Annotated in this window: 14 protein-coding genes and 1 pseudogene; 5 read left to right on the forward strand and 10 right to left on the reverse strand. The window is 70.9% G+C overall.

Going from position 1 to position 13,893, the window contains the following annotated elements; translation table 11 throughout:
• Positions 1-76: 76 nt before the first annotated feature.
• The 3 genes from ACFVX4_RS12100 to ACFVX4_RS12110 form a co-directional block, all read right to left on the reverse strand.
• The gene (locus ACFVX4_RS12100) at positions 77-1,495 is read right to left on the reverse strand and encodes a DUF2637 domain-containing protein (RefSeq protein WP_389974950.1); all 1,419 of its coding nucleotides are present in this window, start codon (positions 1,493-1,495) and stop codon (positions 77-79) included.
• A gap of 194 nt (positions 1,496-1,689) precedes the next feature.
• Positions 1,690-2,571, reverse strand: coding sequence for a DUF3558 family protein (locus ACFVX4_RS12105; protein ID WP_389974953.1), 882 nt, complete (start codon positions 2,569-2,571; stop codon positions 1,690-1,692).
• A 200-nt stretch (positions 2,572-2,771) separates the two neighbouring features.
• Positions 2,772-3,680: a DUF3558 domain-containing protein gene (locus ACFVX4_RS12110; protein ID WP_389974955.1), complete on the reverse strand. Its 909-nt coding sequence runs from the start codon at positions 3,678-3,680 to the stop codon at positions 2,772-2,774.
• A gap of 170 nt (positions 3,681-3,850) precedes the next feature.
• Between ACFVX4_RS12110 and ACFVX4_RS12115 the strand changes: the two genes are divergently transcribed.
• Positions 3,851-5,044: an RtcB family protein gene (locus tag ACFVX4_RS12115; protein ID WP_389974958.1), complete on the forward strand. Its 1,194-nt coding sequence runs from the start codon at positions 3,851-3,853 to the stop codon at positions 5,042-5,044.
• A gap of 103 nt (positions 5,045-5,147) precedes the next feature.
• Here the strand turns inward: ACFVX4_RS12115 and ACFVX4_RS12120 are convergent, their stop codons facing one another.
• A complete protein-coding gene (locus ACFVX4_RS12120) occupies positions 5,148-5,906 on the reverse strand; it encodes an SDR family NAD(P)-dependent oxidoreductase (protein WP_389974961.1) in 759 nt (252 codons plus the stop codon).
• Positions 5,907-5,960: 54 nt separating this feature from the next.
• Positions 5,961-6,296: a YnfA family protein gene (locus ACFVX4_RS12125; protein ID WP_389974964.1), complete on the reverse strand. Its 336-nt coding sequence runs from the start codon at positions 6,294-6,296 to the stop codon at positions 5,961-5,963.
• 250 nt (positions 6,297-6,546) lie between these two features.
• On the opposite strand from ACFVX4_RS12125, the gene ACFVX4_RS12130 reads away from it, so the two are divergent.
• Positions 6,547-6,930 carry a hypothetical protein gene (locus ACFVX4_RS12130; RefSeq protein ID WP_389974967.1) on the forward strand — a complete coding sequence of 128 codons (384 nt, stop codon included), beginning with the start codon at positions 6,547-6,549 and terminating at the stop codon, positions 6,928-6,930.
• Between the two features lie 88 nt (positions 6,931-7,018).
• On the opposite strand, the gene ACFVX4_RS12135 is transcribed toward ACFVX4_RS12130, so the two are convergent.
• Complete coding sequence (locus tag ACFVX4_RS12135) at positions 7,019-8,485, reverse strand: FAD-dependent monooxygenase (RefSeq protein ID WP_389974970.1); 1,467 nt, start codon at positions 8,483-8,485, stop codon at positions 7,019-7,021.
• 132 nt (positions 8,486-8,617) lie between these two features.
• On the opposite strand from ACFVX4_RS12135, the gene ACFVX4_RS12140 reads away from it, so the two are divergent.
• Positions 8,618-9,190, forward strand: a complete 573-nt coding sequence (locus ACFVX4_RS12140; RefSeq protein ID WP_389974973.1) for a TetR family transcriptional regulator — start codon at positions 8,618-8,620, stop codon at positions 9,188-9,190.
• Between the two features lie 56 nt (positions 9,191-9,246).
• Positions 9,247-9,720 (forward strand): annotated as a pseudogene (locus ACFVX4_RS12145) (MarR family winged helix-turn-helix transcriptional regulator); the annotation flags it as partial.
• Between the two features lie 117 nt (positions 9,721-9,837).
• Here ACFVX4_RS12145 and ACFVX4_RS12150 read toward each other — a convergent pair.
• The 4 genes from ACFVX4_RS12150 to ACFVX4_RS12165 form a co-directional block, all read right to left on the reverse strand.
• Complete coding sequence (locus tag ACFVX4_RS12150; protein WP_389974976.1) at positions 9,838-10,581, reverse strand: Mut7-C RNAse domain-containing protein; 744 nt, start codon at positions 10,579-10,581, stop codon at positions 9,838-9,840.
• 86 nt (positions 10,582-10,667) lie between these two features.
• Positions 10,668-11,522, reverse strand: coding sequence for an NAD(P)H-binding protein (locus tag ACFVX4_RS12155; RefSeq protein ID WP_389974979.1), 855 nt, complete (start codon positions 11,520-11,522; stop codon positions 10,668-10,670).
• A gap of 172 nt (positions 11,523-11,694) precedes the next feature.
• On the reverse strand, positions 11,695-12,249 hold the full coding sequence (locus tag ACFVX4_RS12160; protein ID WP_389974982.1) for a GNAT family N-acetyltransferase: 555 nt from the start codon (positions 12,247-12,249) through the stop codon (positions 11,695-11,697).
• 36 nt (positions 12,250-12,285) lie between these two features.
• Complete coding sequence (locus tag ACFVX4_RS12165; RefSeq protein WP_389974985.1) at positions 12,286-13,086, reverse strand: DUF6597 domain-containing transcriptional factor; 801 nt, start codon at positions 13,084-13,086, stop codon at positions 12,286-12,288.
• Positions 13,087-13,175: 89 nt separating this feature from the next.
• Between ACFVX4_RS12165 and ACFVX4_RS12170 the strand changes: the two genes are divergently transcribed.
• On the forward strand, positions 13,176-13,748 hold the full coding sequence (locus tag ACFVX4_RS12170) for a TIGR03086 family metal-binding protein (RefSeq protein WP_389974988.1): 573 nt from the start codon (positions 13,176-13,178) through the stop codon (positions 13,746-13,748).
• Positions 13,749-13,893: the final 145 nt, after the last annotated feature.

Raw genomic sequence — 13,893 nt, forward strand, 5'->3', positions numbered from 1 at the left:
TCACCCGGTGATTCGGGTGACGGCCCTCCGTCGTTGCCGCCGATCGGATGCGGGCTGCGGGACAGCCCTCAGGGGCTCAGGCGATGTGGTCCGCTTCGAGTTCGGCGTGGTAGCGGTTCTTGAACTCCGGCATCAGTCGGCGGATCAGCGCCGCGCTGCGCGGGTGCCTGACGTTGTGGCCGTCCGTAACGTGTATGTCCAGGGCGTCGACGCTCGGGTAGTCGTTGTGCTGGTTCACGAACGCGGCGAACACCTCGTACGCGATCTCGGCGAACTCCGCGTCCTCCTGCGCCCACTCGGCCGGGTCCGGCTCGGGCTCCACGGCCTGTTCCTTGGCCTGTTCCGGGAGCTGCGGCTGTTCGTGGAGCTGAGGCTGTTCATGGGCCTGCCGGGCCTGTTCCTGCTGCTGGTGCTCCGCGGTGCGGGGGCCCGGGACGGCGCCGATCGTGCCCACGTTGCCCAGGGGGCGGGTGCGGCCGCCGGGGCCCGACGGGACCATCACCGGGGTCGGCTCCAGACCCTCGACGTACGTCGGGTTGTAGGCGCTCTCGTACGCGTCGTCCGGTACCTGGGGCGCCGCGAACCACGGGCTCTCGTGCGAGCCGGGGCCCTCCTGGGGCCATTCCTCGGCGGCGGCCGGGTCGGAGGGGTGGCCGTGCTGCTGGTGCGGCCCGTGCAGCTGGTGCTGGTGTTGCGGCTGGTGGTGCTCGTCCTGCTGGGCGTACTGCTGCTCGGGGGCGTACGGCAACTCGGGCTGGGACTCGCCCGATTCGACCTGGGCCTGGGCCTGGGCCTGGGCCGGGGGCAGCAGGGCCGGTTCGATGCCCGCGGCGGCGAGGCCGGTCGGGCCGGTCTCGGCCAGCGGGACCCCGTACTTCGCCAGGCGCAGCGGCATCAGGGACTCGACGGGGGCCTTGCGGCGCCAGTTGCGGCCGAAGCGGGCCTGGAGGCGGGCCTGGTAGATCAGCCGGTCCTGTTCGAGCTTGATGACCTGCTCGTAGGAGCGGAGCTCCCAGAGCTTCATCCGGCGCCAGAGCCGGAACGTGGGGACGGGGGAGAGCAGCCAGCGGGTGAGGCGGACGCCCTCCATGTGCTTGTCGGCCGTGATGTCGGCGATCCGGCCCACTGCGTGGCGGGCGGCCTCGACGGAGACCACGAACAGCACCGGGATGACCGCGTGCATGCCGACGCCGAGCGGGTCGGGCCAGGCCGCGGCGCCGTTGAAGGCGATCGTCGCGGCGGTCAGCAGCCAGGCCGTCTGGCGCAGCAGCGGGAACGGGATGCGCAGCCAGGTCAGCAGCAGGTCCAGGGCGAGCAGGACGCAGATGCCCGCGTCGATGCCGATCGGGAAGACCAGCGAGAAGTCCCCGAAGCCCTTCTGGAGGGCGAGCTCGCGCACCGCCGCGTACGAGCCTGCGAACCCGATCGCGGCGATGAGCACCGCACCGGCCACCACGAGACCGATGAGTATCCGGTGGGTGCGTGTCAGCTGCATCGCGGCCACCCGCGTTCCCCTCCCCGTTTCCCGTATCCGACGTCGTGCTGTGACGTCTTTCTCGGCGTCCTGCTGCGACTTCTGGCGGGCACAGCCTGGCACATGGGAACGCGGCGTGTTGCGCGGGGAGGGGCGAAGCCCGGTACTCGAGGGAGTGCCGGGCTTCGTAAAGCTGCTTCTGGTCAGGGGTGTTGCTAGCTCGTCTTCTTGACGGACGTCTTGTGGGCGGAGGTCTTCTTGTCCGTCGTCTTGCTGCCCGTCGACTTGCCGTTCGAGGAGTCGTTGCCGGACGTCTTGGGGTCGTCGGCCTTGTCCGTGGCCTTCTCGCTCGGCTTGTCCGAGCCGGCCGGCTTGTCCGACTTCGCGCCGGCGGCGACGGAGGCCACCGCCTCCTTGGCCGCCTTCTCGGCACCCTTCAGGATGTCGTCGGAGGAGGGGGTCTTCGCGCCCGCGTAACCCGCGCCGTTGTAGGTGAGGGTGATGACGACGTTCTCCGTCCGGGCCACGACCGTCGCGTACTTGAAGTCCTCACTCGTCTTGGCGAGGTCGTAGGTGATCTTGGTGGCCTGCTCGCCGATGCCGCTGACGGGCGCTTCGGCGATCTTTTTGGCGCCCTCGGCCGCCTTGGCCTTGGCGACCTGCTTCTCGAAGTCCTGCTGCGCGCGCTTGGCGCCACTGCCCAGGGCCTGGTCCGAGTCGAAGCGGGTGAAGCCGACGTCGAGCCAGCGGTACTGGGAACCCTTCACACCGTTGTCGTCGAGGCCGTTCCAGGAGCAGCCGGCGCGGTACGAGGTGTCGCTGGAGGTGGTGGCCGTGCCGTTCTTGGACTTCGCCGCGGGAACCAGGGAGGTGGCCGTCTTCTTGGTGATCGACTTGCACGGGTCGGGCAGTGCGGCGAACTTCGCGGGCTCGACGGTCGGCTCCGCCTTCTTGCTCGCGCTCGGCGATGTGGACGACGCGGACGAGCCCGATTCCTTCTTGTCGCCGGAGTCCGACGAGCAGCCGGCGACGACGAGCATCACCGGAACGGCGGCGCAGGCGAGTATGCGGGAGAGTCGCGGGGCTGAACGGTGCATGGTTCCTTCACTCGGGTGGCGCGGCGGGCGGGCTGCCAGGTGGTCGGGCGGGTGGTCGACCGGTGTTCCGGAGGGTGTCCCGGAAGCTGTTTCGGAGGGGTTTCCGGAGGGCCACGGTACGACGGACTGCGACCGGATGCCGCCCCGGCCGGGGGCCCGGCGGCCGGGGACGACGCGCGCCAGGGGCGCCCGGGACGGGGTCATTCGCTGAACTTGTCGACCAGGTTCCGGGCCACTGCCTGGGCCTTCTTCTGCAGTTCCTTGCTGTCGGGGACCACGCTGGAGACGGTCGGCTGCTCGGTGTACTCGACGCTCACGATGACGTTCGATGTGCGAAATACCACGCTCACCGTGCGGTGCTGTGCGGTGGAACCTGGCCGGGTGAGCAGATCGTTCAGAAATGCGTTGTCGCCGAGGTCGTCGAGGACGCGTGGCTGAAGGCTCTCGTCCGGGCCGCCGGAGCCGTCGTCGGTGTTCCCGTCGTCGGCGTCCCCGCCTTCGGGGGTGGGACCGGCCAGGGCGTGTGAGGCGGAGTCCGAGCCGGAGCCCGAGGTGGGATCGGAAGCGGCGGGGGTCGTCGACTTCTTCGTGTCCTTCGTGCTGTCCTTCGTGCTGTCCTTTGCGCCGTCCTTCGTGCTGCTGTCCGTGCTGCTGTCCGCGCTGTCGGGGGTCGCGGAGGGCGAGGTCAGACCGGCGGAAGTCTCCTTCTTCGTGTACACCTCGCGGGCGCGGTCGTCGTCGCTCACGACGGGGTCGTAGGACACGACGCGCTCGAAGTCGATGGACAGGGTGTGCGAGGAGGAGGGGGCTTCGGACTTCCAGCGGCAGCCGACCCGGCGGTCGGTGTTGTAGGTGACGGCGGCGGTGCCCTCGTACACCTTCTTCTGCTGCTCCTCGGAGAGTTCGGCGGCGCCCGGGAGCAGGTCCTTCAGCGTGGACGTCGCGATGGCGCCGCAAGGCTCGGGAAGAGTGCGGTACTTGCCGGGTGCCGCGACGGCGACAGGTGTCTCGCCGGGCTTGCTGTCGGCTGCGGAACCACCGGTTCCGGTGTCGGTGCTGCAGCCGACGACGAGCGCTGCCAGTAGCGCGGTGCCGGTTACGTAGGCCATTCGTCGCACGGTCCTGGGCTCCCTTCGTGCGAAAAACGGTTGCCGCTCGATGGCGACCGGTGGACACAATGTGTATCGCACGCGCCGCTGTGAATGCCGGTCGACCGACTCATTTGCCGACCTTGGCACCGGTTTTGCGCTTTCAGACTTTTCGGGGGAATCGAGGAACTATGTCTTATGTAGAGGTGCCGGGCGCGAAGGTTCCCATCCGTATGTGGGCCGACCCGGCCTCGGTCGAGGACATCGCGATGCAGCAGCTGCGCAACGTGGCCACGCTGCCCTGGATCAAGGGTCTCGCCGTCATGCCGGACGTTCATTTCGGCAAGGGCGCGACGGTCGGTTCGGTGATCGCGATGCACGGTGCGGTCTGTCCGGCGGCGGTCGGTGTGGACATCGGCTGCGGAATGTCCGCGGTGAAGACCTCCCTGACGGCCAATGACCTGCCGGGCGACCTGTCCCGGCTCCGGTCGAAGATCGAGCAGGCCATTCCGGTGGGCCGCGGCATGCATGACGAGGTCGTGGAGCCGGACCGGCTGTACGGCTTCCGGGCGCCGGGCTGGGACGACTTCTGGGGACGGTTCGACGGGGTGGCCGATGCGGTCAAGTTCCGTCAGGAGCGTGCCACGAAGCAGATGGGAACGCTCGGATCAGGTAACCACTTCATCGAGTTCTGCCTCGACGAGTCGGGTTCGGTCTGGCTGATGCTGCACTCCGGATCGCGGAACATCGGCAAGGAACTGGCCGACTTCCACATCGGGCAGGCGCAGAAGCTGCCGCACAACCAGGATCTGATCGACCGCGACCTGGCGGTGTTCATCGCCGACACCCCGCAGATGGCGGCGTACCGGAACGACCTGTTCTGGGCGCAGGAGTACGCGAAGCACAACCGGGCCGTCATGATGGCGCTCTTCCAGAACGTGGTCCGCAAGGAGTTCAAGAAGGCCAAGGTGACCTTCGAGCCGGTCATCTCCTGCCACCACAACTATGTGGCGGAGGAGCGGTACGAGGGCATGGACCTGCTGGTCACGCGGAAGGGCGCGATCCGTGCGGGGTCCGGGGACTTCGGGATCATCCCGGGTTCGATGGGCACCGGTTCGTACATCGTGAAGGGCCTCGGGAACGAGAAGTCGTTCAACTCGGCCTCGCACGGTGCCGGCCGGAAGATGAGCCGGAACGCCGCGAAGCGGCGCTTCTCGACGCGCGACCTGGAGGATCAGACGCGGGGCGTGGAGTGCCGTAAGGACTCCGGCGTCGTGGACGAGATTCCGGCCGCGTACAAGCCGATCGAGAAGGTCATCGAGCAGCAGCGGGACCTGGTGGAGGTCGTCGCCAAGCTCAAGCAGATCGTGTGCGTGAAGGGCTGAGGGCCTTGGCCGGGGCCCGGCTGAAGGTCTTTGCGCACGGCTGAACGGAAGGGCCTCGGGCGCGGGTGGTGTGTCCGGGGCCCTTCCTGTCTTCTCGCTGCGCTCAGGTGGTGCGGTGGACCTTGGAGTTGGAGGCCTGGGCGCGGGGACGGACCACCAGGAGGTCGATGTTGACGTGGCTGGGCCGGGTGACGGCCCAGGTGATGGTGTCCGCCACGTCGTCGGCGGTGAGGGGGGCGTCGACGCCCGCGTACACCTTGGCCGCCTTCTCGGTGTCGCCGCGGAAGCGGGTGGTGGCGAACTCCTCCGTCCTGACCATGCCGGGGGCGACCTCGATGACGCGGACCGGGGTGCCGACGATCTCCAGGCGGAGGGTCTCGGCCAGGACGTGCTCGCCGTGCTTGGCGGCCACATAGCCGCCGCCGCCCTCGTACGTGGAGAGGCCCGCGGTGGAGGAGAGGATCACGACCGTGCCGTCGCCGCTCTCGGTGAGGGCGGGGAGCAGGGCCTGGGTGACGTTGAGCGTGCCGATGACGTTCGTCTCGTACATCTGGCGCCAGTCGGCGGGGTCGCCGGTGGCGACGGGGTCGGCCCCGAGTGCGCCTCCCGCGTTGTTGACGAGGACGGCGAGGGTACGGAACGCCGTGGCGAACTCGTCCACCGCATCGCGGTCGGTGACGTCCAGCGCGTAGGCCGCTGCCTGGTGGCCCGCCTCGTTGATCTCGGCGGCGAGCGCCTCGATGCGGTCCTTGCGGCGGGCGGTCAGTACGACGCGGTAGCCGGCTGCGGCCAGCTGCCGGGCGGTCGCGGCGCCGATGCCGCTGCTCGCTCCGGTGATGACGGCGATCGGGGTGGCGGCCATGGCGGACTCCTCGGACAGCTGATCGGTACGGGGCCAGGATAGGCAGGCGCGGGGTCAGTGGTTGCGGGGGGCGTACATGATCACGGCCATGCCGGCCAGGCAGATCAGCGCGCCGATCACGTCCCAGCGGTCGGGGCGGTAGCCGTCGGCGACCATGCCCCAGATGATCGAGCCGGCGACGAAGACACCGCCGTACGCGGCGAGGATGCGGCCGAACTCGCCGTCCGGCTGGAGCGTGGCGACGAAGCCGTAGGCACCCAGCGCGATGACGCCCGTCCCGATCCAGATCCAGCCCCGGTGCTCGCGCACGCCCTGCCAGACCAGCCACGCGCCCCCGATCTCGAAGAGCGCGGCGACGACGAACAGAGCGACGGAGCGGGTGATGGACATGGAGCCAGCGTTTCACGGGGTGAGGGGCTGAATGAGGGGGAGGGCGCGCCGAACCGGTCGGTAAATAAGGATAATTCGGGGTGATCTGTATCTTCGGGTCATGGTAGTGACGCATGGAAGCGCACGAGCCGTCTCCGAGACAGCTTCGAGGGTGGTGCCGGCTTCGACGGCGGTGTTGGTTGCGACCGTGGTGCTGGGGGCGGGTGCCGCGGCAGCCACTCCTTCGGCCCCTTCGGCGCCTGTGCCTTCCGTGGCCGATGTGGTGCACCACGGGCATGTCCTGCTGTGGGGCGCGGCGCTCGGGGTCCGGGTGCGGACCGAGAACCACGGTCCGTCGAGCCTGGCGGGCGTGACCGTGCGCGTGCGGACGTCGGTGGCGCTCGCGGGACGGCAGGAACTTCCGCAGAGCTGTCTGCAGGCCGACCGGTGGACCGTGCTGTGCCGGACGGGTGCGCTGCACGCCGATGGGGCGGAGGAGCGACGGCTCGCCCTCGAACTGCGGCTTGCGGAGCGGCCGGACGAGGTCGTCGTGCGCGTCGACACGCTGTGGAACGGCGGCGCGACCGACCGGAACCCCCGTAACAACGACCACGAGGTGCTGGCTCCGGCCACCGGGGACGAGTACGTGTTCTGAGCCCCGGCCGGTGGTGCGGGTCCCTTCGATGCGGGTCCCTCCGATGCCGACCCCCTCGACCCGCGCCCCGGTGATGTGGGTCCTGTGCTCATCGGGCGAGTGCGGCGCGCAGGGCCGTCGGGTCGGCGTGCTCGCTCGCCCAGGCGATGTAGCCGTCGGGGCGGATGAGCAGGGTGGTGGTGCGGTCACCTCGCCAGTGGGCGTGCACCAGTGGGGCCGGTGATGCCGGAGCGGCGGCGCCGTCGGGAGTGACGAGGACGAATGCTCCGTCGCGCAACAGCTGGTGCAGCCGGCCCTCCCGCAGGCTCAGGTCGGGGGCGCGCTTCGCGGTCAGGGGATGCGCGCCGCGCGGGGCCGGGTAGGCGATCGAGATGCCGGAGACCATGCCGATGACCTTGTCGGAGGCGGGCCGGACCATGGACAGCACCGTGGTGGCGATGGTCCTGACCGTCCGCTGGAGCGGGGTGCGGGCCATGGCGAGGCGGACGAGCGCGCCGCTGGAGCGGAGTACCTTCATGCCGACCGGGTGCCGTTCGGCGTGGTAGCTGTCGAGGAGCGCTTCCGGGTCGGCCGACTGCCCCCGCAGTACGGCGGCGAGCTTCCAGGAGAGATTGGCGGCGTCCTGGAGGCCGGTGTTCATGCCCTGGCCGCCCGCGGGCGAGTGGACGTGGGCGGCGTCCCCGGCGAGGAAGACCCGGCCGGTGCGGTAGGACGGCACCTGGCGCTCGTCGCTGTGGAAGCGGGAGATCCAGCGCGCGTCGTGCATGCCGTAGTCGGTGCCGAGGGCGAGGCGGGTGATCTCGCGCAGCTCGTCGAGGTCGACGGGGTCGGTGGGGTCGCTGCCGGCGGACTGGCGCGCGCTGCTCCACCCCATCACGCGGTACCAGCCGTCGCCGAAGGGGGCGACGAAGGCGAAGGCGTCCCCGCTGCCGCTGACCGTGAGGATGTCGTCCGGCTCCTCGGTGAGCCGGACGTCGGCGAGGGCGATCGACCGGATCACGGATCTGCCGGGGAAGGGGAGCCCGAGCGCCTGGCGCACGGGGCTGCGCATTCCGTCGGCGCCCACGAGATAGCGGGCGGCGAGAGTGGTCCGGCTGCCGTCCGGCTCGCGCAGTTCGGCGGTGACGGATTCCGATGCGGCGCTCTGCTGGAGCCCGGTCAGCTCCGTGTCGTACCGGAAGCGGACGCCGGCGGTGCGGGCTCGGCGCTCCAACAGGCGCTCCACCTCGTACTGCGGGGTGATCAGCACGAAGGGGAAGCGGGTGCGCAGCCGGGAGAGGTCGAGCGAGAGCTTGCCGAAGAAGCGCAGGGAGGCGAGGGAGGTGCCCGTCTTGATCAGCTCGTCCGCCAGGCCGCGGCTGTCGAGCAGTTCGAGCGTGCGGGCGTGTACGGCGAAGGCGCGCGTCATGTTGCTCGTCCGGTGCGGGCGGCGCTCCACGAGCGTGACGGAGACGCCCTGGGTGGCGAGATCCCCCGCGAGCAGCAGGCCGGTGGGGCCCGCGCCCACGACGAGGACATCGACGGTGTCGGGTGCGGTGCTCGGGGTGGTGGTCATGGCTGCCTCCTGGGCCCGTTCATCGGCTGTCGGCTGTCACCTTCGTGCCAACAAGTGTTGGTCAACGCTTGTTGGCAACGGTAGACCTGGCGCGGCTGGCATGTCAACGCTTGTTGGCCTACATTTGTTGGCATGACGAAGCCCGCCACCGCGCCCCGCCGCTCGGATGCCACCAAGGCCGCGATTCTCGACGCCGCGCGCGAGCGGTTCGCCGCCGACGGGTACGAGCGCGCCACCATCCGGGCCATCGCCCGTGACGCGAACATCGACCCGTCGATGGTCATGCGCTACTACGGCAACAAGGAGGGGCTGTTCGTCGCCGCCTCCGCGATCGACCTGCGGATGCCCCAGCTGGGGGCGATGCCGGGCAAGCACGTCGGTGCGGTCCTCGTCGCGCATTTCCTGGACCGCTGGGAGAACGACGACGTGCTCACGGCCATGCTCAGGGTCTGTGTCACCAACGAAGCCGGTGCGGAGCGGATGAGGGCCGTCTTCGCCGAGCAGATCGGCGCGGTCACGGCCGGTGTCTGCCCCGTTCCGGCCGAAGCGTCCCACCGCGCGGTGCTCGCCGCCTCGCAGATACTGGGGATGGCGCTCACGCGCTACGTGCTGCGGTTCGGGCCTGCCGTCGAGATGTCGCGGGACGAGGTGATCGCCTGGCTCGCGCCCACCGTCCAGCGCTATCTGACCGCCGAGGCTCCGTAGGCCGGTCGGCCGGCCGGTCCGGGTCCCGGGGGTTGTCTGCTTCGTACACTCTCTGCATGTCGCAGAAGTCCCAGCCCCGCCGCAGTGCGCTGATGGCCGAGCTGATCGTCGAGTCACGCCGCTACATGGCCGCGTACGCGCTGTTCAACCAGGCCGTCGCGGACCACCTGCGGCTCCACCCGACCGATCTGCAGTGCCTCAACCTGCTCGGTCTGGAGGCGGCGCCGGTCACCACGGGCCGCATCGCGGAGCTGACCGGACTGACCACGGGCTCGGCGACCCGGCTGGTGGACCGGCTGGAACGGGGCGGGTACGTGACGCGCGAGCGTGACACCGTCGACCGGCGACGGGTGCTCGTCACGACCGTGCCGGAGCGGATGGCGGAGATCGGCGCGGTGTGGGAGTGGCTGAACGGGGCGTGGTCGGCGATGTTCGAGGCGTACGACGACAACGAGGTGGCCCTGCTCATCACCCACATGCGGCGAACGGTCGAACTGAGCGCGCTCCAGGTCGAGGCCTTGCGGGAGGGCGTCGGTGCGACGGCTGCGGGTGGCGCGGCGCCCGAGGGTGGCGGGGCGACGGCTGGCCCCGGCGTGGACGGCCCTTCGGCCCCCGGCTCCGGACGGGGCTGACGCCGTTCCCCGGATCTACGCGCCGTCCGCGGGCGTGGGTGCGAATTCGTGGAGCGCCTTCGTGACGATCGCTTCCAGATGGGAGTGGTGGGCGCCCCGCCAGTAGACGCGGTCGCACTCCGTGCACTGCGCGAAGACGTCGTACGAGCGCCGGGTGCCGTGTTCCAGATGGTCGCTGACCGTGTCCTTGTCGGCGGCCTTCAGCGGGCCGTTGCAGGCGGTGCACCTGGTCCAGGGGGCGAGCTGCGGGGTGAACCGTCCCAGCACGTCGCGGAGTTGGTCCTCCGGGCGGTCGCTGTAGACGTACGCCCCGGCCCAGATCTCCCGCCGGTGCAGCAGCCCGCGGTCCCGCGAGAGCAGTACGCGCCGCTCGTCCGCCGACCGGGTGGCCAGCGCGGGATCGCCGATGTCCTCGCTCTCGTACGCCGCGTCGACGCCCAGCAGTCGCAGCCGCCGGGCCAGCGTGCCGAGGTGGACGTCGAGCAGGAACCGCAGGGGCGCGCCCGGGATGTGCTGGGGGCGCTCCACGGCCCGCACCTCGACCAGCTCGCCGGCCCCCGGGATGTGCGAGACGGGCACGGGCCGGCCGTCCACCAGGATCTGTCCGGCCTCGGTGAGCGGGATACCGAGCGACTCCACGACATGGCCGAGGGTGGAGGAGCCGTCGGTGGTCACGGCCGTGCGTCCCCGGCGGCGTTCATGCGCGACGAAGAGCCGCAGCTCGGGGGCGACTTCGAGGTGGATCTCCGGTCCGTTCACCTCGTCAGGATGTCATCGGCCGGGGTGTGTCAGCCAGGGGTTTCGGTGGTCGGCGTGTGCCGGGTACGCCGGGTGTGCGGGCGGGCTCAGGGGCGGAAGGCGGCGGCGTGTTCCTCGGCCCAGGCGGTGAAGGTGCGGGCCGGGTGGCCGGTCAGCTTCTCGACCTCGCCGGTCACCTCGACCGGGGAGCCGTCCGAAGCGGCCGCGTACCCGAGCAGCGCGTCGGCGACCGGCTCGGGCAGAAAGGCGGCCATGGACTCCTTCCAGGCCGCCCCGGTCACGGCGTTGACCGTGATGGGACGCCCGGAGGCCGCAGCCAGCAGGCCGACCTGCTCGGCGGCGGTGAGCGATTCGGGGCCCGTCAGGTGGTACGCCGCGCCCCGCAGGCGAGGGTCGGTGAGAACGGCGAGGGCGGCCTCGGCGATGTCCGTGCTGTCGATGGGGCTGGAGTGGCTGTTGGGGTAGGGGAGGTCGACGGAGCCGTGGGCCCGTACCGACTGCGCCCACTGGTACGCATTGCTCGCGAAGGCGCCCGGACGGAGCAGCGTCGTGGTGAGGGGCGAGGCCGTCAGTGCCTGCTCCACCGCGTGGTGGGAGGCGGCGATCGGGTTGTCCCGGGCGTCCGGGTCGAGGACCGAACTGGAGGAGAGCAGCACGATGTGGCCGACCCCGGCGGACTCGGCCGCGGCGAGGAAGGCGTCGACGCCGGACGGGTCGGCGTAGAGAAAGACGGAGTCGACGCCGTCGAGGGCGGCCCCGAAGGTGGCCGGGTCTCCGAGATCGCAGGTCACGACCGGTACGTCGGCGGGCAGCGCGGTGGCCGTGGCGGCGAGGTCTCCGGGGGTGCGCGAGGCTGCGCGGACGGTGTGGCCGTCGCGGTGCAGCAGCTGGGCGAGCGTGGCGCCGATACGGCCGCGGCATCCGGTGACGAGAGTGTGCATGGTGGAGGAATCCCCTCTGGGCGGTATGTCTGCGGCATGCATAAACTGCGTGACACAGATGAATATCCAGGAGGGAGCCCCGGCCGTCAAACGTTTTCGAACGTCCCGGGCAGGCCCGGGACAATCCTGGGCGTGAGGGTCGGCTACGGCACGACGCGGCGGCCGGCCGAGGTCAGCGCGCTCCGGCCCCGGCCCCGACCGCGTCCGGATCCAGGTCCAGCCGCCAGTCGTTCGTCAGCAGCGCCTGGCCGGGCGGGTACTCGAAGTCGCACTCGCCGATCAGGGTGAAGCCCGCCTTGCGGCACACCGCGTTCGACGCGCCGTTCCCGACGGACGGATAGGCGTGCAGGAAGCGGTGCTTGCGCTCGGCCCGAGCCTGCTCGGCGACGGCCGTCGTCGCGGCCGTCGCGATGCCCAGGCCCTGGTATCCGGGGAGGACGGCCCACCCCGTCTCGTACACCTCCTGGCCCTGCCAGGTCCGCTCCCAGAAACCGATCGTGCCCACGGCGTCGTCCCCGTCCGTCAGGGCGATGCGGAACATCCTGCCCCGGCCCGTGCGGTCCGCGCTCAGCTCCACGTAGCGCCCGTGACGCGCTATGAGCTGCTCCTCCGACTCGGGTCCGCCCAGGTGGTCCATCAACTCCGGTGCGTTGGCGCGGCGGAGCAGCTCCAGGTCGGCGTCCGACCAGGCCTCGATCCGTACGGGCGATGAAGCGGTGCGTTCCATACCGGAACTGTAGGACGCGGCACTGACAGCCGGCGGTCAGTGCGGCGCGAAGGCCGTGGGGGGCACGCCGACCGTGGCCGTGAAGTCCCTGATCAGATGGGCCTGGTCGCTGTAGCCGAGCTCCACCGCGAGCCCCGCCCAGTCCACCTGCCGGTCCGACTCGGCCCGCTCCAGCGCCTCGTGGATGCGGTAGCGGAGGATGACCCACTTGGGGCCGACGCCGACGTACGTCGCGAAGAGCCGCTGGAGCGAGCGCGACGACAGCCCCTCGGCGCGGGCGAGTTCGCCGACGCGGCGCACCGTGCGGTCCGTGCGCACCAGGTCGACCAGGGCCATCGCGCGTTCGGCCTGCGGGTCCGGTTCCGGGCCGAGCGCCAGCAGGTACGTGTCGAGCGCCGCCACCCGCGCGTCCTCGTCCGCCGGGCCGAGGACGTCCGACGGCGGGGCGGGCGGGGCGAACACCTCGTCGGCGGGAAGCCGCCGGCCCGTCCACTCCGCGACGGGCCGGTCCGGCGCGAACGGCCGGAAACCGCCGGGCCGGAACTGCACTCCGCAGACCCGGCCCCGGGCCTCCAGCTTCTGTGTGAAGAGCTCCAGCCCGATACCCGAGACCTCCGCGAAATCGGTCTTGCCCTCGTACCGCTGGAAGACCAGGTTCACGGACGGGTGCGGCACCACGTGGGAGGCGTACGGCTCGGACAGGTCCCAGTCGATGAGCCAGTAGTGCTCCAGGTACGGCCGCAGCCCGGCGGCGGGTTCACGGCGGCGGAAGCGTACCTGGGCGAAGAGCTCGGGGGCGTCGACGATGCCCCGGGTGTCGCGTCGAGGACCGGCCATGGCGGCGATCCTATGGTGCGCGGTCCGCCGGTGCGGACGATGTCGCGTTTCTTCAAGCGCCGGACCGCCCCGTCGTGCATCGTCGAAGGATGACGAAGATCAGTGAGTTGCTGGAGACGGCCGTCGGACCGGCCGTGACCGTGCTGGACGGGATCGACGACAACAGCCTCGAAGCCCCCACCCCCTGCGCGGAGTACGACGTACGGGCTCTGATCAACCATCTCTTCCAAGTGATCGTCAACTTCCAGGCCCTGGCGGCCAGGGAGGATGTCGAGTTCGGTGCGGCGCCGGACGTCGTCACCGGGAACTGGCGGGCCCGTTTCGGTGAGGAGGCGGCCAGGCTGGTGGCGGCCTGGGCCGTGCCCGGCGCGGACGAGGGGACCGCGGGGGCCATGGGGCTCCCGGCCAGGACCGTCGGAAACATGGTGCTGGGCGATCTGACCGTCCATGCCTGGGACCTGGCGCGGGCCACCGGCCAGGAGTTCGCCCCGGACGCGTCGGTGCTGGACGAGATCGGTCCCGGGCTGGCCGCGATGGCTCCGATGGCCCGGGAGGCGAAGGTGTTCGGCGAGCCCCACCCCGTGCCGGACGGGGCCGGCCCCTTCGAGCAGGTGCTGGCGCTGACCGGCCGCGATCCCGGCTGGCGGCCGCCCGGCGCCTGACAGTGGTGGCCGGAGGGCGGGCGTCCGGTGCCCCCGGGACGTCGTAGAGGCCGTCCAGCCTCGTGCACGCGCCGTCCACGACGTCCTCGGCATCCACCAGCATCGCGCGCTCGGCCAGCCGGGCCGCCCGGCGTGGACACGGGGA

This window comes from Streptomyces sp. NPDC058240 (assembly GCF_042882135.1).
Lineage (GTDB): Bacteria > Actinomycetota > Actinomycetes > Streptomycetales > Streptomycetaceae > Streptomyces.